A 17,879-nucleotide genomic window follows, 5' to 3' on the forward strand; every position below is an offset into this window, starting at 1 on the left:
GGTGATCACCCCTTCCTGGCAGTGGCTTGGCGGACGGTGTCGAGATGCTGACGCATCAGTACGTCGAGCCGCGGCGTCAGACCGGTGATGGCGTCCGGGACGGTGACCTGGCCGAGGAACGTCCGTGGAAGATCCTGACCGAGCAGCTGTTTGACCTGATTCCAGTTCGTGGTGACGTCGAACGCGTGCCCGCCCGCGACCTTGCCCGCCAGGATGTCCTGGACGATCCCGAGGTTGTCGGGCGGTGGCTGGAACGCGCTGCCGGCACTGAGCCGGGCCGGGTTGTTGCGGCCGGCTTTCGCGTAGATGTCGAGCGCGCCGGTACTGGTGAGCGTCTTGAGCAGCTTCCACGCGAGGTCGAGCTCGGCGCCCTCGCGCACCCCCGATGGAATCGCGAAGCTGGAACCCGAGACCCGCGGTGTGCTGCCGTTGGCGCCGGCCGGGAACGGGATGATGTCCCAGTCGAACTTCGCCTTCCGGGCGTTCACGACCTGCCACGGCCCGTTCTGCATGAATGCGACGTTGCCCTGCATGAAGTTGGACAGTGAGCTCTCGGTGACCAGGTTCTTGATCGGCGGCGTCACCTTGTCCTTCACGAACAGGTCGATGACGAACTGCAGCGCCTCCATCGCCTCGGGGTCGCCGAGAGCGCTGCGGTTCGAGTCGGCGCTCATCACATTGCCCCCGGCGCAGTAGATCCAGGACACCAGGTCGTCGATGGCCGGCGCGCAGGTGAAGCCGTACTGCTCACCGGGTTTCGTCAGCTGCTTGGTGAGGTCGCGGAACGTGGCCCAGGACATCGGCTCGGTCCGGGACGGTAGCGGGATGCCCTGCTTGTTCAGCAGGTCCTTGTTGTAGTACATGACGGTCGGCGCGACGTCGAAGCCGATCGCGTAGGTCTTGCCGTTGAAGCTGGAGATCTTCCGACTGGTGTCGTAGAAGTCGTCGAGCTCGAAGTCCGGGTCGGCGGCGATCAGGTCGTCGAGCTGCCGGTGCGCGCCGCGGGCGGCGTACGTCGGGATCAGCGTGCCGTTGAGCGCGGTGACCAGGCTCGCGGTGCCGCTGACGAGTTGCAGGTCGAGCTTGGTCGGGTAGCCGCTGGACGGGGTCAGCGTGGCGACCGACTGCACGCCGAGCTGGTGCTCGACGTACGTGCCGAAGTCCTCCCACACCTTCTTCTCGGCGGCGCTGCTCGACCACATCGCCCAGGTCGCCGTACCGGACGGCGGGCCGGACGAGCAGCCGGCCGCGAGCCCGAGGCCGGCCAGGCCGCTGACTTGCAGGAAGCCGCGGCGGGACAGCTTGTTCATGGTTCTCCTCACCGGTAGAGCAGGTCGATCGACTCGGCGCGGATGCGCTCCTCGTCGACCTCGACGCCCAGTCCAGGGGCGGTGGGGACCGTCGCGACGGCCTTGGTGATGTTCAGCCCCTCGACGTACAGATCGGTCAGCAGCTCCGGCCCGTTGAGCTCGGCGGGCAGGGCGAGCTCGAGCTGACTGAACACGTGCAGGGCGGCGGCGAACGCGACGCCGCAGTCGGTCAGGCCGCTAGCGAGCAGTTCCACGCCGCCGGCCAGCGCGGTCTGGGCGGTCTTCAGCGCGTTCCGCAGACCGCCCGACTTGCAGATCTTGATCACCACGAGGTCCGCGGCGTCGAGGCGGATCGCCCGGGCCAGGTCCGGAGCGGAGAAGCTCCCTTCGTCGATGGCGACCGGCAGGTCGATCAGCTCACGGAGGCGTTGCATCGCGAGTGTGTCGGTGCTCGGCACGGGCTGCTCGACGCAGTGGATCGTCCGGATGTGCTTGATCCGGCCGTGCAGCTGCTTGAGGGCGCTCGGGCGGTACGACTGGTTGGCGTCGAGCCACAGCGGTTTGCCGTCGGCAACTTCCGCCACGGTCTCGATCGCCGCGGTGTCGGCGTCCAGGTCACCACCGATCTTGACCTTGTACGCCGCATAGTCCGATGACTCGACGGCGTGCTCGCGGACCGCGTCCTGGTCGCCGACCCCGATCGCCGAGCAGAGCGGGATCTCGTCGTACACCTTGCCGCCGAGCAGCGCGTGCACGGGGACGCCGGCGAGCTTGCCGGCCGCGTCGTGCATGGCGACGTCAACGGCCGCGCGGGCGAACGGAAAGCCGTTCGAGACGGCGGGGCTGAGGCGCTTGGCGGCACGCTGGTGGAACAGCTCGACGTCGAACGGGGTGAGCTCGCTCAGGATCGGCGCGAGGTGGCGGCGGATGACGACCGCCATCGTCTCGGCGGTCTCGTAGCTCCAGCTGGGCAGCGCGCGCTGCTCGCCCCAGCCGACCACACCGTCCTCGGTGGTCAGCTTCACGAAGATCACCGCGCCGGCCTGGTCCGGGGCCGCGTCCGGCGCGCCGACTGCGCCGCTGCCGAGCACGAACCGGCGGGCGAACGGCACGGCGACCGGGAACACCTCGACCTGGGTGATGCGGGACATGGGCAGTCCTTTCAGGCGGCGATCGACCAGAGCGTGGGGTCGACGAAGCTCGGCCCGCGGCTGCCGTCTTCGAGCCACTTGAGGGCGTCGCGGATCACGTAGCCCGCGAGAGCGAGGTGGCCCTCCGCGGTGTCGCCCGCGATATGCGGGGTGAGCAGCAGGTTCGGGGACGCCAGCGTTTCCGCGTCGAACGACGGCGGCTCGGGGTCGTAGACGTCCAGGGCCGCGGAGATCCGCCCGGCGAGCGCGTGGTCGAGCAGGGCCTGCTGGTCGACTGCCGGACCGCGCGACGAATTGACCACGACCGCGCCGTCGGGCAGGTTCTCGATCAGCTCGCGGGAGATCATGCCTTGCGTCTCGGGCACGTTCGGGACGTGGATCGACACGAAGGTGCTCGCTGCCGCCTCGGGGAGGTCGGCCAGGCGTACGCCGAGGTCGGCGGCGCGCTCGGCGCTCAGGTACGGGTCGTAGACGACGACGTCGCAGCCGAACGGCGCGAGCAAGGTGATCAGCGCTCGCGCCGTACTGCTCGCGCCGATGATGCCGACCGTCGCGCCGGCCAGTTCGTGCCCGCGGAATGTGGTCTGTTTCCAGCCGCCGCTGCGGATCGCTCCGTCGAACCTCGGCAGCCGCCGGGCGAGGGTGAGCATCGACGCCAGGCAGTACTCGCCGACCGACCAGGCGATCCGGGGACCCGCCGAGAACACCCCGATGCCCTGGTCGAGGATGACGGGATCGATGAGGTTCTTCACCGTGCCGGCCGCGTGCGCCACCACCTTCGGGCCGTTGCCGTCGGCCCACAGCTCCTTGCCCAGGTGCGGCGTACCCCAACTGGTCAGCAGTACGTCGGCGCCTTCGGCGAGGGCCGGTACGGCGTCCGGGGCGAGCGCCGGAGGCTTCGCGGGCGACCCGGGCCCGGCGGTGTGGTCGGCAGTCGCCCAGACCACCTCGAACCGCTCTTCCAGCAGCTGTCGAGTGCTCGCGTCGACGACATCCGTCGCACGGTCCGGGGACATCAGGGCGGCAAGTCTGGGCGCAGGATTCGGCACCGTAAGGACTCCTTCAACTCGAGGTAGCCACGACGGTAGGCGCTTTCCGTTATGCAGGTCCAAACCCATTTACGTATGGACCGATACCGTGCTTGCATGGCGGCCATGGACTTGTCGCTGCAACAGCTCCGCGGGTTCGTCGCGGTCGCCGAGGAGCTGCACTACGGGCGCGCGGCGCAGCGCCTCAACCTGACCCAGCCGCCGCTGACCCGGCAGATTCAGGGCCTCGAACGCACGCTCGACGTCCGCCTGTTCGACCGCACCGGCCGCGGCGTCCGCCTGACCGCGGCCGGGGGAGTCTTCCTCGAGCACGCCCGCCGAGTGCTGGCGCTGCTGGAGGTCGCGCCCGAGGCGACCCGCCGCGCCGCGGACGGCACCAGCGGGACGCTGCGGCTCGCGTTCACCGCGATCGGCGCGTACGCCGTACTCGCCGACTTCCTGACCATGGTCGGGAAACGGACGCCCGGGGTGACGGCGGAGCTCACCGAGCTGGTGAGTCCGGCCCAGTTCGAGGCGCTGGCGAACCTGGAGATCGACCTCGGGCTGGTGCGGCCGCCGATCCCGGCGCAGTTCGAGTCGCTGCTGGTGCACTCCGAGGACCTGGTGCTCGCCGTACCGGCCGCGCATCCGCTGGCCGGCGGCGACGGTCCGGTGTCGCTGGTGGACGTGACCGACGACTACATCGGGTACAGCCCGGAGGGATCGCAGTACCTGCACGACATCTGCGCGGCGATGATCGGGATGGACCGGTACGCCGTCAGCCAGCTCGCGTCGCAGGTGCCGACGATGCTCGCCCTGGTCCGCGCCGGCCTGGGGTGTGCGTTGATCCCGCGCTCGATCATGGCGATGGGCGTCGACGGCGTCCGGTACCGGGAGCTGGACGCGGCCGACGCGCACTCGGTGACGCTGCACGCCTGCTGGAGCCCGGACAACCCGAACCCGGCGCTGCAGCGGCTCGCGGAGTCGTTGCGCGCCGATCCGCACTTGACTTAGAGCGAGCTCTAATTCGTAGGCTCGAACCCATGAGTGGACAACACAAGATCGGCTCGGGTTTCGGGCACGACAGCACTGCGGACGAGGTCCTCGCCGGGATCGACCTGACCGGCAAGCTGGCGGTCGTCACCGGCGGGTATTCCGGCCTCGGCCTGGAGACCACCAAGGCGCTCGCAGGCGCGGGCGCACACGTCGTCGTTCCGGCGCGTCGGCCGGACGCGGCGCGCGAGGTCCTCGGCGACCTCGCGGAGGTCGACGAGATGGACCTCGGCTCCCTGGACAGTGTCGAGGCGTTCGCCGAGCGGTTCCTGGCGTCCGGACGTCCGGTCGACATCGTGATCGACAACGCGGCGATCATGGCCAGCCCGGAGACCCGGGTCGGGCCGGGCTGGGAGGCGCAGTTCGCGACCAACCACCTCGGGCACTTCGCGCTGGTGAACCGGCTCTGGCCGGCGATCGCCGCGGACGGCGGCGGCCGCGTCGTGTCGGTGTCGTCGACCGGGCACCGGCGGTCGGACATCCGGTGGGACGACCTGGAGTTCCGGCTCGGGTACGACAAGTGGGAGGCGTACGGCCAGGCGAAGACCGCGAACGTGCTGTTCGCCGTCCAGCTCGATGCCCTCGGCAAGGACTTCGGTGTCCGGGCGTTCGCGCTGCACCCGGGCGGCATCCTCACGCCGCTGCAGCGGCACCTGACCCGCGAGGAGATGGTCGGCTACGGCTGGATCGACGAGGACGGCAACCCGCTGAACCCCGGCTTCAAGAGTCCGGAGCAGGGCGCGGCGACGCAGGTGTGGGCGGCGACGTCACCCCAGCTCGACGGGATCGGCGGCGTGTTCCTGGAGGACTGCGAGGTCGCCGAGGTGTCGACCGACGACACCCCCGGCGTGCGGCCGTACGCGATCGATCCCCGGTCGGCCGAGCGGCTCTGGACCGTCTCGGCGGAGCTCACCGGAGTGAACGCGTTCGGCTAGTCTGTGGTCGTCGAAGGGGATCGGTGGCTGTTTCTTCATTCGAGCTCGACGGGATCGTCGAGCGGTTGCGGGCGTCCGGGTGCGTGTTCGCCGAGGACGAGGCGGCGTTGATCGCCGGGTCCGCACGGGACGCGGCCGAGCTGGACGCGATGGTCGAGCAGCGGGTCGGCGGGGAGCCGTTGGAGTACGTCGTGGGCTGGGCGTCGTTCCGCGGGCTGCGGATCGCCGTCGATCCCGGCGTGTTCATCCCGCGCCGGCGGACCGAGTTCCTGGTCGGTGAGGCGCTGCGGGTGACTGTCGCGGGTTCGGTCGTGGTGGACCTGTGCTGTGGCGCCGGGGCATTGGGCGCGGCGGTGGCGGCTGAGCGTGAGGTGTCGCTGTACGCCGCCGACATCGAGCCGGCCGCGGTGCAGTGCGCTCGGCGGAACCTGTCGCCTGAGTCCGTCTATGAGGGTGATCTGTTCGACGCGCTGCCGGTGCAGTTGCGCGGGCAGGTCGACGTACTGCTGGCGAACGTTCCGTATGTGCCGACCGACGAGATCAGGTTGCTGCCGTCGGAGGCGCGGCTTTATGAGCCGCACGTGACGCTGGACGGTGGTGCGGACGGTCTGGCTGTCCTGCGTCGGGTGGCTGCGGGCGCCGCGGAGTGGTTGATACCCGGCGGCCACCTCTTCGTCGAGGTGAGTGAGAGTCAGGCTCCGACGGCGCGTGCGGTGATGGTTTCGGCGGGGCTCGTCGCCGAGGTCGTCACGGACGACGACCTCGGCGCGAACGTCGTACACGGGATCAGACCCGCCGCTGGACGTGCAGGAGATACTCCCGGCGGTTGAGCGGGTCGTGGTCGGTGCGCGGGCGCTCCGGGATCGGACCGGTCACCGGCTGGTAGCGCTCGAACGCCGACTCCAGGACGCCCTCGCCGCGGGTGAGAGCGGGGAGCTGCTGCTCGAGCTCGTACACCGCGGCCGCGGGGATTTCTCCCTCCAGGGTTGAGGTTTCCGCGGCCAGCGCCGGCACCTGGGGGATCGCCCGGAGCCGGGCGAGTGCCGCCAGTACGGCGCGGGTCGTGTCGGTCGGGATGTCCAGCCGGAACCGGTGCATCGGCTCCTGCACCGTCGTACCGGCCTGCTGGAGTGCGGTCATCAGCACCAGCGGCGTGAGGAACCGGAAGTCACCGGACGTGCTGGACATGGTCTTGTCGAACACGGCGTGGGCGTGACTCTGGCGGGCGGAGTATCCCGAGTGCGTCATCACGACGCGGGCGTCGGGGATCTGCCAGCCGTGGATCCCCTGGTGCAGGGTTTCGCGGACGGTTTCCTCGACGGCCTTGATGAACGCGTACGGCATCGAGCCGAGTTCGACGTCGAGTTCGAAGCTGACGCCGGCGTTCACGGGCGCCGGTTCGACGCGGAGCCCGACGGTGGCGAGGAACGGGTTCGCGTCCTTCTTGTTGAACTCGACCGCCGCGCCCGTCCCGTCGACCCGCTCGACGCAGATCGTCGTGGTCTCCCGGAAGTCCACTTCGATGCCGAAGTCGGTGGCCAGCGTGGATTCGATGACCTCCTTCTGCACCTCGCCGTACAGCGAGACGTAGGTTTCCTGCCGCAGGTCGTCCTGGCGGAGGTTGATCAGCGGGTCCTGCTCGGCGAGCTGGGTGAGCGCGACGCGCAGATTGCCCTTGTCGGACAGCCTGCGCGGCGTGACGACCGTTTCGAGCGTCGGCGGGGCGAACGCGTGGGCGTTGCGTCGCTCCGTTGTGGACGTGGTCCGCGGATCGGTCACGGCGTCGCCGATCCGGATCTCGGCGAGCCCCCAGAAACGCCCGATCCGGCCGGCGCGGATCGTGCTCGCGGGGCCTTCGCCGACGACCTCGAGCGCGGTGATCTTGCCGTCGGTGTCGCCGTACCGGACGCGCTCGCGGACGTGGGCGGCGCCCGAGAACATCCGCACGTAGGCGATCTTCTCGCCGGCCGGTCCGCGCTCGACCTTGAACACGGTGCCGTCGAGCGGCTCGCCGTCGGTGCGGGCGCGGGGGAGCAGCTCCCGGATCCCGTCGGTGAGGTCCTCCGTGCCGGCGCCGGTGATCGCCGACCCGAAGTACACCGGGTGGACGATCGCACGGTGTGTCTGCGCGGCGAGAGCCTCGTCCAGGGACAGCGGCTCGTCGTCGACGTACCGCGCGAGGAGCTCGTCGTCGTGCCGGGTGAGGACCTCCAGGAGCGCGTCCTCCTGGACGATGGGCTTGAACGTCGCCTCGGGGGTGCCGAGGTGTGCCGCTTCGCCCATCGGGACGATCTCGCGGGTGAGCTTGGCAGCGATCTGCCGCAGTACGCCGTCGTACTGCGCGCCGGGCCGGTCGAGCTTGTTCACGAAGATCAGGGTTGGGATGCGCAGGCGTTGCAGGGTGCGCATGAGGACGCGAGTCTGCGCCTGCACCCCCTCCACCGCGGAGACGACCAGGACTGCGCCGTCGAGCACGCTCAGCGCACGCTCCACCTCGGCGATGAAGTCCGGGTGTCCCGGGGTGTCGATCAGGTTGACGGTGAGACCGCCCAGCGCGAACGAGGCGACAGCCGTCTTGATCGTGATCCCTCGCTGCCGTTCGAGCGCGAGTGAGTCGGTCTGGGTGTTCCCGTCATCGACACTACCGACCTCGTCGATGACTCCGGCGGCGTAGAGCAGCCGCTCGGTCAGGCTGGTCTTCCCGGCGTCAACATGCGCCAGAATCCCAAGGTTCAGTACTTCCACGCAGCTTCATGTCCTTCGAACAGGTGTCAGTGGTCTCCGCGACAGACATGAAGCGAGGTCGCATGACGGACTCCTTAACGTGACACCTGTTCTTCAGTACGCCCCGAGTACACCAACCCCTTCCACCCCCGGACAAACTATTTAGCTCCCACCTACACCTTCTCGCTGCCGCGCGAGTTCTGGGACGCTGGCGGCGTGAGTGAGTTCAGGGCGCAGGATCTGAGTGGGGCTGTGTTTCGCGACGTCGATCTGAGTGGGGCTCGGTTCGAGAATGTGGATCTGAGTGGGGCGACGGTTCGTGGGGCGCGGTTGGTTGACGTGTCGCTCGACGGTGAGATGCGGAATCTGTCGGTGTGGGGTGTGGATGTCGTGCCGCTGGTCGACGCGGAGCTCAACCGGCTGTACCCGGGGCGTGAGCGGATGCGGCCGACGGACGCGGACGGGTATCGCGAGGCGTGGGATCTGCTGGAGCAGTTGTGGGGGGAGACCGTGGCGAAGGCGCGTCGGCTGCCGCCGGAGCTTTTGCACGAGTCGGTGGACGGCGAGTGGTCGTTCATCGAGACGCTGCGCCATCTCGCGTTCGCGACCGATGCCTGGGTACGGCGTGCCGTCCTCGGCGTGCCTGAGCCGTGGGACCCGCTCGACCTGCCCCACGACGAGATGCGCGACACGCCGCCCGTACCGCGGGACCGGAGCGCTCGTCCGTCGCTCGACGAGGTACTCGCGCTGCGCGGCGACCGGGCGGCGACCGTACGGGCGTTGCTCGCCGACCTGACCGACGAGCAACTGACCGAGCACACGGCACCTGTTCCCGGCCCCGGCTACCCGGCGTCCGAGAGTTACGTCGTCGGCGAGTGCCTCGGCACGATCCTCGCCGAGGAGTTCGAGCATCGCCGGTACGCCGAGCGCGATCTCGCGACACTGCAGGCCCGAACTGTCGGTCCCGGGACGTAGCCTCGGGACATGGTGGCGGAGACCGAAGTGGCGGACTGGCGGCGGCTCGCGCAGTCGTTGCACGCGAGATTCCTGATCGACGCCTACGTGGACGGCGCGCGGTTCGTGGCCGCGGTGGGGGAGGCGTGCCAGGACGCCGTACCGGAGGTGCGGCTCGGCGCGTCGTTCGTTGACGTCGCGACCAGGGACGCGGAGCTCGCGGCGCGGATCAGCTCGATCGCGGCCGAGCACGGTCTGACCGCCGACCCGACGGCCGTGTCGCAGCTCGAGGTCGCGTTGGACACGGCGGACCTGGTCGAGCTCGGTCCGTTCTGGGCGGCGGTGCTGACCGGTAGCACGGAAGCCTTCACGGGCAACGACGTCATCGACCCGACGGGACGGGTCGCGAACCTGTGGTTCCAGGGCACGAAGCCGCACGAGGAGCCGCGCCAACGGTTCCACCTCGACCTGTGGGTGCCGCCCGAGGTCGTGCCCGGGCGGATCGAGGCAGCGCTCGCGGCCGGCGGCAAGGTGGTGTACGACGACGAGGCGCCCGCGTTCATCGTGCTCGCCGATCCGCAGGGCAACAAGGTCTGCCTGTGTACGTCGGAGGGCCGCTGACCTCTGTTATCGTCGAGCTGAATCGAGGAGGTGTGTGATGGCTTGGAAGGTTGTCCGGTTCCGCGCCGTTCCCTCCTCGGCTGCTGCCCGCTGACGGGCTGACAGCTTTCTTCTCCGGACCGATCGGTGCGTCGCGGCGTCTGGCCGCGGATCACGTGCGCGCTCAGACAGCCGCGCACTCCGTGCCGATCGAACCGGAGCTTCCGCATGTCCTCCGTGGACACTCACCTTCACGCTGCCCTCGCACGCGCCGTCGCCGGCGTTCCCCAGCACGCACTACGCCGCCGCGTAGCCGCTCTCTCACACCGCTATCGAACCGAACAGGTCGACGACGCGACCCCCGGCCTGAGCGATCCACTCGACGCCCTCGCGTACGCCGTGGTCCGGATGCCGGCGACGTTCCGCGCGCTGCACGCGGCCTTGTCGATGGCCGAGCATCACATCGACGCGGCTTTCACCACGCAGCTGGACCTCGGCGGCGGGACGGGCGCCGCAGCCTGGGCCGCCGCCGCGCTGTGGCCCGCGATCACGACCGAGATCGTCGAGCGTCAGCCACCCGCCGTTGCCCTCGGCAAGCACCTTGCCGAGGGGAACTTCGCGCGGAACTGGCGCTGGACACCAGCTGACCTCCGGCACTGGAGCGCGCCCGGGCCGGTCGACCTGGTCACCATCGGATACGTCCTCAACGAACTCACCGCCGACCGCCGCGACGACCTGATCCTGGCCGCGGCCCAGTCCGCGACCACGATCGTCCTGGTCGAACCAGGCACTCCGGGTGGTCACCGCCGGACGCTCGCTGCTCGCGACCTGCTGATCGCTCAGGGGTTCACGATCGCGGCGCCCTGCCCGCACCAAGGCCCCTGCCCGATCGACTGGTGCCATTTCGCGGCGCGCCTGCCACGCACCGAACTCCACCGGATCCTGAAGGACGGCACCCGCAACTACGAGGACGAGAAGTTCGCGTACCTCGTCGCGACCCGGCGCCCGGTGCGCGCGGCCGAGGCGCGGGTGCTGACCCGGCCGACGCGCCGCAAGGGCCAGGTCGTCCTCGACCTGTGCACCCCGGACGGTACGGCGGAGCGCGTCGTCGTACCGAAGTCGTCGCCGTCGTATCGCCGCGCCCGGGACGCGGCGTGGGGTGCGGCGTGGGGTGCGGGGCTCAGGCGATGACGAGCCGGCTGATGAGTCCGTCCACGAGGGTGAAGGTGAAGTCGAGGTCGACGGTTCCGCCCGAAAAGTTGCCCTCGAGGTGGTGAGTCGCGACGTAGGTGTGCTCGTCGACCTGCCGGGTGCTGGTGAGCTCGGTCGTGTAGCTGTACTCGCTCGCCGACCTCGCCAGCCAGGCCCGGATCTCGTCGCGGCCGCGATAGGTCTTGCCGTCGTCGATGACCTCGGCGTCGTCGGCGTACCAGCGCATCGCCGCCGGCACGTTCCGGGTGACGTGACCGATCAGGTACTTCGTGATGGTGTCAGGTAACACAGGTGCTCCTCAGATGGTGGGGACGGTGCCGGCGTCGATGGTGAAGTCGGCGCCGGTGATCGCGGAGGCGCGGTCGGAGACCAGGAACGCGACGAGGTCGGCGACCTCGCCGGGCTCGGCGGCGCGCTGCAGCGGTACGCCGCCGAGCGACGCGAGGATGTCCTGCCAGGCCTCGTCGCGGGTCAGGCCACGGGCGGCGGCGATGCGGTCGGCCAGGTGGTCGGCGCTCGTGGTCCGGATCGCGCCGGGCGAGACGACGTTGACGCGGATGCCGTGCGCGGCGACCTCGTTCGACAGTCCTTTGCTGTACGTCGTGAGCGCCGCCTTGGCCGCGGCGTACCCGAGCGTTGCCTCGTGCAACGGCATCCGCCGCTGGATCGACGACACGTGCACGATCGCGCCGGCGCCCCGCTCGGTCATCCCGGGGAGCAGCGCCCGGTCGAGCCGGACCGCGGCGAGCAGGTTGAGCCGGAGCTCGGCGTCCCACAGGTCATCGTCGAGTACGGCGTACCCGCCGGCTGGACTGCTCGAGCCACCGAGCGTGTGGACGACGATGTCCGGCGTACCGAACTCGGCGCGGACGGCTTCCGCGACCGCGGCGGTCCCGTCGGGCGTGGTGAGGTCGCCGGTGACGAACAGCCCGGCGTCGGCCGGTGCGGTGCGCGCGACGCCGAGGACGGTGACGCCCTCGGCACGGAGACGGTCGGTGATCGCGGCGCCGGTGCCTTTGCTCGCCCCGGTCACCACCGCCGTGCGGTTGCTGAGATTCATACCGGCGACGGTGCCGTCTCCCGCCGGGGGAGACGCAAGGAGTTGACTCTCTCCCCGGGGGAGGGTGCAGGCTGAACGACGTGCGCAGCGGGTTGACGATCGGCGAGTTCGCGCGGGCGACCCATCTGAGTGTGCGCACGCTGCGGCGGTACCACGAGAGCGGGCTGCTCGAGCCGGCGACGGTCGACGCCTCCAGCGGCTACCGCTACTACACCGTCGACCAGATCCCGTCCGCGCAGGTCATCCACCGGCTGCGCGAGCTCGACGTACCGCTGGCCGAGGTCGCCGCGATCATCGCGACCGACGACCCGGACCGGCGCGCGGATCTCGTCGCCGTCCATCTCGACCGCCTGCAGGAGACGCTCGAGCGGACCCGGGCGGCCGTCACCTCACTGCAGCAGCTGCTCCGCCCCGCTCCGGGGCCTCTCCAGGTCGAGCTCCGCACGGAGCCCGCGCGATTGGTTGCCGGGATCACCGACACCCTGAGCCTGGACGGGGTCCTACAGTGGTACGACGGGGCGATGGCCGAGCTCGACGCCGCCGTCGCCGAGCCGCTCGGTCCGCCCGGCGGGCACTACGACAACGACCTGTTCGCCGAAGGACGCGGGAGGGTCCTGGTCTACTACCCGGTGGCGGACGCGCCGTCGTACGGTCGGGTGCGGCCGGTCGAGCTGCCCGCCGTCGAGCTCGCGGCCACGGTGCACCACGGATCTCACGACGACATCGACGTCACCTACGGCCGGCTCGCGACCTGGGTGCACGAGCACGCGCTGGCCGTGGCCGGCCCGGTGCAGGAGACGTACACGGTCCGCCCGCAGGACGACCCCGACCCGGCGGCCTGGCGCACCGGCATCGCCTGGCCTGTCTTCCGGGTCGGCTGATCAGAGCTCGTAGCCGCCGGACGCCTCGACGGTCTGGGCGGTGATCCAGCCGGCGTCCGGGGAGCCGAGGAACGCGATGACCTTGCCGAGGTCGTCGGACTCGCCGATCCGGCCGAGGGCGGTGCGTTCGGCGATCGGCGGGATCAGCTCGGGATGCTGCGCGAACGCGTCGTCGCCCAGCCGGGTCCGGGTCACGCCGGGCGCGACCGCGTTGACGCGGATCCCGCGGGCGCTCAGCTCCTTGGCGAGGTAGCGGGTCAGGACGATCTGCGCACCCTTGACGCTGGCGTAGACCGAGTAGCCGGGCGTCGGCCGCGCCGACTCGAGGGCCGACGTACTGGTCGTGAAGACGATCGCGCCGTGGTCGGCGATCAACGGCAACAGCGTCTGGGTGAGGAAGTACGGGCCTTTGAGGTGGACGTTCACCATCTGGTCGAACAGCTCCTCGGTGGTGTCGTCGAACATGACCGGCGGCTGTCCGACACCGGCGTTGCTGACGAGGACGTCGAACGAGGTACGGTCCCAGCCCCGCAGTACGTCGGTGAGCGCGGCGCGGAACGCTTCGAACGTTTCCGGGCGGGCGACGTCGAGCGGCAGCGCCACCGCCGTACCGCCGTCCTTCTCGATCCGCTCGACCGTCTCCAGGGCGCGTTCGCGGCCGCCACGGTAGGTGACGACGACGGCCGTGCCGCGCTTCGCGAGCTCGAAGGCCGCGCCCTGGCCGATGCCGGAACTTCCGCCGGTGATGACAGCTACATGCATGATCGTGCACAACTCCTACTGGTCAGGATCAGGTACCTGACCAGTACACGCGTCACGCAAGGGAAGGTGTTAGACCAATGCTCGCGGCGACTTGCCTGATCCTGCTCGGTCGCGACTCGGCGGCATCCCGAACTCCCGCCGGTACTCGCGGCTGAACTGGGACGGGCTGTCGTAACCGACGGCGTACCCGGCGCTGGTCACGTCCTCGCCGAGCCCGACCACGCGCAGCCGTGCCTCCTGCAGCCGGATCTTCTTCTGGAACTGGATCGGGGTCAGCTCGGTCACGGTCCGGAAGTGCCGGTGGAAGGCCGACGTGCTCAGGCCGGCCATCGCGGCGAGGTCCTCGACGCGGAACGGCTCGGTGTAGTGGTCGCGGATCCACCGGATGACGCGGGCGACGTGCGACAGGCCGCTGTCGGCCAGGCCGATGTCGCGGACGGCGGCCCCCTGCGGGCTGCGGAGCAGGCGCCACAGGATCTCGCGTTGTACGAGCGGTGCGAGGACGGGCGCGTCGTCCGGCTCGTCGACCAGGCGGAGCAGACGAATCATCGCGTCGATCACTTCGGCCGATGCGCGGCTCACGGTCAGGCCGCGGACCGGCCCAGGTTTGTCCGCCGCGTCGAGCAGCAGCGCCGCGATCGCCTCGGGACGAAGCTCGAGCCCGACCCCGAGGCACGGCGCGTCCGGCGACGCCTCGACGAAGTGCCCGGTCACCGGCAGGTCGACGGAGACCACGAGGTAGTCACCGGCGCCGTACTCGAAAACCTGCTCGCCGAGCGCCAACCGCTTCCGTCCCTGCGCCACCAGCGCGAAAGTCGGCGTCGCCAGACTCGCCGCCGGCGGGGTGGTTGCCGTCACCACCGACACCAGCAGCCCGTCGACAACCTCTTCACGCCCAGACGCCCGGACGATCAGCTCACGCAGCTCCGCCAGACCCGGCATGGCCGTCACGCATCGAGGAACGTGGTGACCGCGTCGAGGACGAGCGGCGTGCGGGCGAGGCCGGTGAAGTGGGTGGTGCCCGGGAAGATCGCGAGCTGGGAGGCGGGGACGCCGACGAAGTCCCCGTTGACGTCGCCGCCGCGGAGCTGGTGGAAACGGATGACATGCTCGAGCTTCACCGCATCGGCATCGCCGAAGGTGAGCAAGGTCGGGGCCTCGATGCCGCGGATGTCGTCGTCGGACCAGCCGGAGGTGCCGCGGTCGTACGCGCCGAGCTTGTCGAGCAGCGTCTGCAGGTGGTCGTGATCGGGGTGCGGCGACTTCGCGAGGTAGTCGGCCTCCATCGGCGTACCGGCGATCATCTCGACCTTCATCGAGTCGACCGCGGCCGCGTTCTCCTCGCGCTCGCCCGACGGGTTGAAGGAGACCGACGAGATGACGGCCTTGCGTACCAGCTCGGGATACTCGATCGCGAGGTACAGGGCGACCGCGCCGCCGACGCTGAACCCGAACAGGTCGACCCTCGGTACGTCGAGACGTGCCAGCAGCCCTACCACGTCGGACGCCAGTTCCGCCGTACCCAGCGGGCGGTCGATGTCGTTGGTGTACCCGTGCCCCTGGAAGTCGGTCGCGATCACCTGCCGCCGGGCCGACAGCCCGTCGATCAGTTCCCCGAACTGCAGGTCGATGTTGAACAGGCCGCCGTGCAGCAACAGCAACGGTGTACCGCCTTCGCCGTGCACTTCGTAGTACATGCGCAGGCCGTTCACGTCGGCGTACCCAGTCTGCTTGCTCACGGTTCTCCCACCAGTAGACAGAACGGATGCCCCGCCGGATCGGCCAGGACGTACAGCGGTTCGCCCTCGTCGTCGGACCGGTCGTGCAGAACCATGGCACCGAGCTCCTCGGCCCGCTGCCGATGCCGCTCGAGCTCCGGAGCCGACGGTACTGCGTAGTCGATGTGCAACTGCATCGGCACCTCGGATGACGGCCAGGTGGACGGCGTCAGCACGTCGACCTGCTGGATCGCGAGCTGCCGGTTGCCGTCGGCGTCCACCAGCACGAGCCAGTCGGCGTCATCCGGCGTCCCGTCGACCGGCGGCTCGTCGCCCGGCCGGTACTGCAGGCCGAGCAGAGCCCGGTAGAACTCAGCAAGCCCGCGCGCGTCGGTCGTGTCGAGAGCCGTGTGCATGCGGCGCGGATACAGCTCCTCGAGGCTCATGCCGACCGAGCCTACGCGCTGCGGAACGAGCGCCGGTATGTGTTCGGGGGTACGCCGACGACGCGCTGGAAGTGTCGGCGCAGGGTGGTTGCCGTGCCGAGGCCGGTGGCGGTGGCGACCTTTTCGATCGGGTCGTCGGTCGACTCGAGGAGTTGCTGGGCGCGGCGGACCCGTTGGGTGAGCAGCCATTGGAGCGGGGTCTGGCCGGTGACGGCACGGAACTGGCGGCCCAGGTGGCGCGGGCTGGTGTTGGCGCGCTTGGCGAGGTCCGTCACGGTCAACGGCTGGTCCAGCCGCTCCTGCACCCAAGCCAGCAACTGCGCGAGCGAGTGGTCACCGCTGACCTGCACAGGCGTCGCCACGAACTGCGCCTGCCCGCCCGCACGGTGCGGCGGTACGACGAGACGCCGGGCGACCGTGTTCGCGATCGTCGCGCCGTGATCGAGCTGGACGAGGTGCAGGCACAGGTCGACCGCCGCGGCCTTGCCCGCCGCGGTCAGCACCTTCCCGTTGTCCGTGTAGAGCACGTCCGGATCCACCACGACCTCCGGATACCGCGCGCTCAGCACGTCCGTGTGCGCCCAGTGCGTGGTCGCCCGCCGCCCGTCGAGAATGCCGGCCGCACCGAGCACGAACGCGCCGGTGCACAGCGACGCGATCCGCGCACCCGCGTCGTACGCCGTGCGTACCGCGTCCACGAGCTCGCCGGACATCGGCTCGTCGACGTCCGCGAGCGCCGGCACCAGGACCGTGTCGGCCCGCGCGATCGCGTCGAGCGGCTCGGTCGGCTCGACCACGAACGGCCCGACCTGGACCGGCCGCGGCCCGCACAGCCGGACGTCGTACCACTCGTCGGCGCCGACGGGCGGATTGCCGAAGATCTCGTACGCGATCCCGAGCTCGAAGTGGAGCAGGTGACCGGCCGTGGCCAGCGCGACAGTGTGCATGTCCGAAAGTGTACGGATGGTGTCGTTCCGGACTCTCACGCCACCCGGCCCGGACCGGCCAGACTCGACCTCATGAACGCAATCGTGGTGTACGGCGCCACCGGTCACACCGGCCGCTTCGTCGTCGAGGAACTCGTCCGGCAGAACCTTCCCGTCGCGGTCTCGGGCCGCAACCAGGCCGCACTCGCGGCCCAGTGGGGCGACCTCGACATCCGCCCGGCTGCCGTCGACGACCCGCACGCCCTCGACCAGGCCCTGAAGAGCGCGGTGGCTGTCATCAACTGCGCGGGCCCGTTCGCCACCACCGCCGACCCGATCATCGACGCCGCCGCTCGCGCCCGGATCCCGTACGTCGACGTTGCGGCCGAGCTCGAAGCGAACGTCTCGACCCTCGCCCGGCACAGCGACATCCCGGTCGTGCCGGCGATGGCGTTCTACGGCGGACTCGGAGACCTGCTGACGACGGCAGCACTAGGGGAGCTGACGACCGCCGACGAGGTGCACGTCGCGTACGGGCTGAGCAGTTGGCACCCGACGCCCGGGACCCGCGCTGCCGGTCAGGTCTCGCACGACCGGCGGGACGGTCGCCGGGTGCGCTTCTCCGGAGGCAGCCTGCAGTACCACCAGGGCGAGGTGGTCCAGCAGGACTGGACGTTCCCCGGTCCGCTCGGCCGGCGGCGCGTGATCGCCGAGTTCACGATGGCCGACGTCATCACGATCCCGACCCACGTCGCCGTCCCCGAGGTCCGCACGTACATGACGCTCGAGGCCGCCGGTGACCTGGCGGACACCGAGACCCCGGCGCCGACCGCCGTCGACGAGCAGGGCCGGTCCGACCAGACGTTCGTCGTTGACGTCCGCGTGAAGATCGGCGGCGAGGAGCGCCGGGCGACGGCGACCGGTCAGGACATCTACGCGATCTCGGCGCCGCTGGCCGTGGGCGCGGTCCGACGGATCCTGGCCGGCGAGACGCGGACGACCGGCGTGGCGTCGGCCGGTGCGATGTTCGACGCCGTCGACTTCCTCAAGGATTTGCCGCTCACGCTCGACCTGCCGTAAATCGGTTTCCTGCGGGAGAATGGTGGTCGCCTGCTGGAC

The 17,879-nt window shown here is 70.1% G+C and carries 19 protein-coding genes; 8 read left to right on the forward strand and 11 right to left on the reverse strand.

From position 1 onward, the window contains the following. Positions 1-5: 5 nt before the first annotated feature. Genes AB0I12_RS11785 through AB0I12_RS11795 form a run of 3 tightly spaced genes read right to left on the reverse strand, consistent with a single transcriptional unit; the run spans position 6 to position 3,510 of the window. Positions 6-1,310 carry a sugar ABC transporter substrate-binding protein gene (locus AB0I12_RS11785; RefSeq protein ID WP_359928088.1) on the reverse strand — a complete coding sequence of 435 codons (1,305 nt, stop codon included), beginning with the start codon at positions 1,308-1,310 and terminating at the stop codon, positions 6-8. An 8-nt stretch (positions 1,311-1,318) separates the two neighbouring features. Beyond that, a complete protein-coding gene (locus AB0I12_RS11790; RefSeq protein WP_359928090.1) occupies positions 1,319-2,461 on the reverse strand; it encodes an enolase C-terminal domain-like protein in 1,143 nt (380 codons plus the stop codon). 11 nt (positions 2,462-2,472) lie between these two features. Further along, positions 2,473-3,510 carry a hydroxyacid dehydrogenase gene (locus AB0I12_RS11795; protein ID WP_359928093.1) on the reverse strand — a complete coding sequence of 346 codons (1,038 nt, stop codon included), beginning with the start codon at positions 3,508-3,510 and terminating at the stop codon, positions 2,473-2,475. 96 nt (positions 3,511-3,606) lie between these two features. Between AB0I12_RS11795 and AB0I12_RS11800 the strand changes: the two genes are divergently transcribed. From AB0I12_RS11800 to AB0I12_RS11810, 3 genes are read left to right on the forward strand one after another with little or no spacing between them, the layout of a single operon-like run. Further along, entirely contained in the window at positions 3,607-4,503 is an 897-nt protein-coding gene (locus AB0I12_RS11800) for a LysR substrate-binding domain-containing protein (RefSeq protein WP_359928096.1), read from the forward strand. Positions 4,504-4,532: 29 nt separating this feature from the next. Then, complete coding sequence (locus AB0I12_RS11805) at positions 4,533-5,477, forward strand: SDR family NAD(P)-dependent oxidoreductase (RefSeq protein WP_359928099.1); 945 nt, start codon at positions 4,533-4,535, stop codon at positions 5,475-5,477. 23 nt (positions 5,478-5,500) lie between these two features. Next, positions 5,501-6,307 (forward strand): putative protein N(5)-glutamine methyltransferase, encoded by an 807-nt coding sequence (locus AB0I12_RS11810; RefSeq protein WP_359928101.1) that lies wholly within the window; start codon positions 5,501-5,503, stop codon positions 6,305-6,307. Here the strand turns inward: AB0I12_RS11810 and AB0I12_RS11815 are convergent. Then, positions 6,264-8,222 carry a translation factor GTPase family protein gene (locus AB0I12_RS11815; RefSeq protein ID WP_359928104.1) on the reverse strand — a complete coding sequence of 653 codons (1,959 nt, stop codon included), beginning with the start codon at positions 8,220-8,222 and terminating at the stop codon, positions 6,264-6,266. The genes AB0I12_RS11810 and AB0I12_RS11815 overlap by 44 nt on opposite strands. A 195-nt stretch (positions 8,223-8,417) precedes the next feature. Between AB0I12_RS11815 and AB0I12_RS11820 the strand changes: the two genes are divergently transcribed. The 3 genes from AB0I12_RS11820 to AB0I12_RS11830 all read left to right on the forward strand — a co-directional run bounded on the left by AB0I12_RS11820 (position 8,418) and on the right by AB0I12_RS11830 (position 10,946). Beyond that, positions 8,418-9,176, forward strand: coding sequence for a DinB family protein (locus AB0I12_RS11820; RefSeq protein WP_359928107.1), 759 nt, complete (start codon positions 8,418-8,420; stop codon positions 9,174-9,176). Between the two features lie 9 nt (positions 9,177-9,185). Continuing rightward, positions 9,186-9,776: a VOC family protein gene (locus tag AB0I12_RS11825; RefSeq protein WP_359928110.1), complete on the forward strand. Its 591-nt coding sequence runs from the start codon at positions 9,186-9,188 to the stop codon at positions 9,774-9,776. A 216-nt stretch (positions 9,777-9,992) separates the two neighbouring features. Continuing rightward, positions 9,993-10,946, forward strand: coding sequence for a small ribosomal subunit Rsm22 family protein (locus AB0I12_RS11830; protein WP_359928113.1), 954 nt, complete (start codon positions 9,993-9,995; stop codon positions 10,944-10,946). On the opposite strand, the gene AB0I12_RS11835 is transcribed toward AB0I12_RS11830, so the two are convergent. Then, a complete protein-coding gene (locus AB0I12_RS11835) occupies positions 10,936-11,256 on the reverse strand; it encodes a nuclear transport factor 2 family protein (protein ID WP_359928116.1) in 321 nt (106 codons plus the stop codon). The genes AB0I12_RS11830 and AB0I12_RS11835 overlap by 11 nt on opposite strands. A 9-nt stretch (positions 11,257-11,265) precedes the next feature. Further along, positions 11,266-12,027 (reverse strand): SDR family oxidoreductase, encoded by a 762-nt coding sequence (locus tag AB0I12_RS11840; protein ID WP_359928119.1) that lies wholly within the window; start codon positions 12,025-12,027, stop codon positions 11,266-11,268. 80 nt (positions 12,028-12,107) lie between these two features. On the opposite strand from AB0I12_RS11840, the gene AB0I12_RS11845 reads away from it, so the two are divergent. Further along, entirely contained in the window at positions 12,108-12,908 is an 801-nt protein-coding gene (locus AB0I12_RS11845) for a MerR family transcriptional regulator (RefSeq protein ID WP_359928122.1), read from the forward strand. Here AB0I12_RS11845 and AB0I12_RS11850 read toward each other — a convergent pair whose 3' ends face one another. The 5 genes from AB0I12_RS11850 to AB0I12_RS11870 all read right to left on the reverse strand — a co-directional run bounded on the left by AB0I12_RS11850 (position 12,909) and on the right by AB0I12_RS11870 (position 16,781). Then, on the reverse strand, positions 12,909-13,670 hold the full coding sequence (locus AB0I12_RS11850; protein WP_359928125.1) for an SDR family oxidoreductase: 762 nt from the start codon (positions 13,668-13,670) through the stop codon (positions 12,909-12,911). A 69-nt stretch (positions 13,671-13,739) separates the two neighbouring features. Continuing rightward, positions 13,740-14,612 carry an AraC family transcriptional regulator gene (locus AB0I12_RS11855; protein WP_359929751.1) on the reverse strand — a complete coding sequence of 291 codons (873 nt, stop codon included), beginning with the start codon at positions 14,610-14,612 and terminating at the stop codon, positions 13,740-13,742. 5 nt (positions 14,613-14,617) lie between these two features. Next, on the reverse strand, positions 14,618-15,409 hold the full coding sequence (locus AB0I12_RS11860) for an alpha/beta hydrolase (protein ID WP_359928128.1): 792 nt from the start codon (positions 15,407-15,409) through the stop codon (positions 14,618-14,620). Continuing rightward, a complete protein-coding gene (locus AB0I12_RS11865) occupies positions 15,406-15,834 on the reverse strand; it encodes a VOC family protein (protein WP_359928130.1) in 429 nt (142 codons plus the stop codon). The genes AB0I12_RS11860 and AB0I12_RS11865 overlap by 4 nt, the downstream gene beginning before the upstream one ends. Before the next feature lie 11 nt (positions 15,835-15,845). Beyond that, on the reverse strand, positions 15,846-16,781 hold the full coding sequence (locus tag AB0I12_RS11870) for a helix-turn-helix domain-containing protein (protein ID WP_359928133.1): 936 nt from the start codon (positions 16,779-16,781) through the stop codon (positions 15,846-15,848). A 72-nt stretch (positions 16,782-16,853) separates the two neighbouring features. Here AB0I12_RS11870 and AB0I12_RS11875 point away from each other — a divergent pair, with 72 nt between their 5' ends. Then, a complete protein-coding gene (locus AB0I12_RS11875) occupies positions 16,854-17,840 on the forward strand; it encodes a saccharopine dehydrogenase NADP-binding domain-containing protein (RefSeq protein WP_359928136.1) in 987 nt (328 codons plus the stop codon). The last annotated feature ends 39 nt before the right edge of the window (positions 17,841-17,879 follow it).

The organism is Kribbella sp. NPDC050459 (assembly GCF_040655315.1).
GTDB lineage: Bacteria > Actinomycetota > Actinomycetes > Propionibacteriales > Kribbellaceae > Kribbella.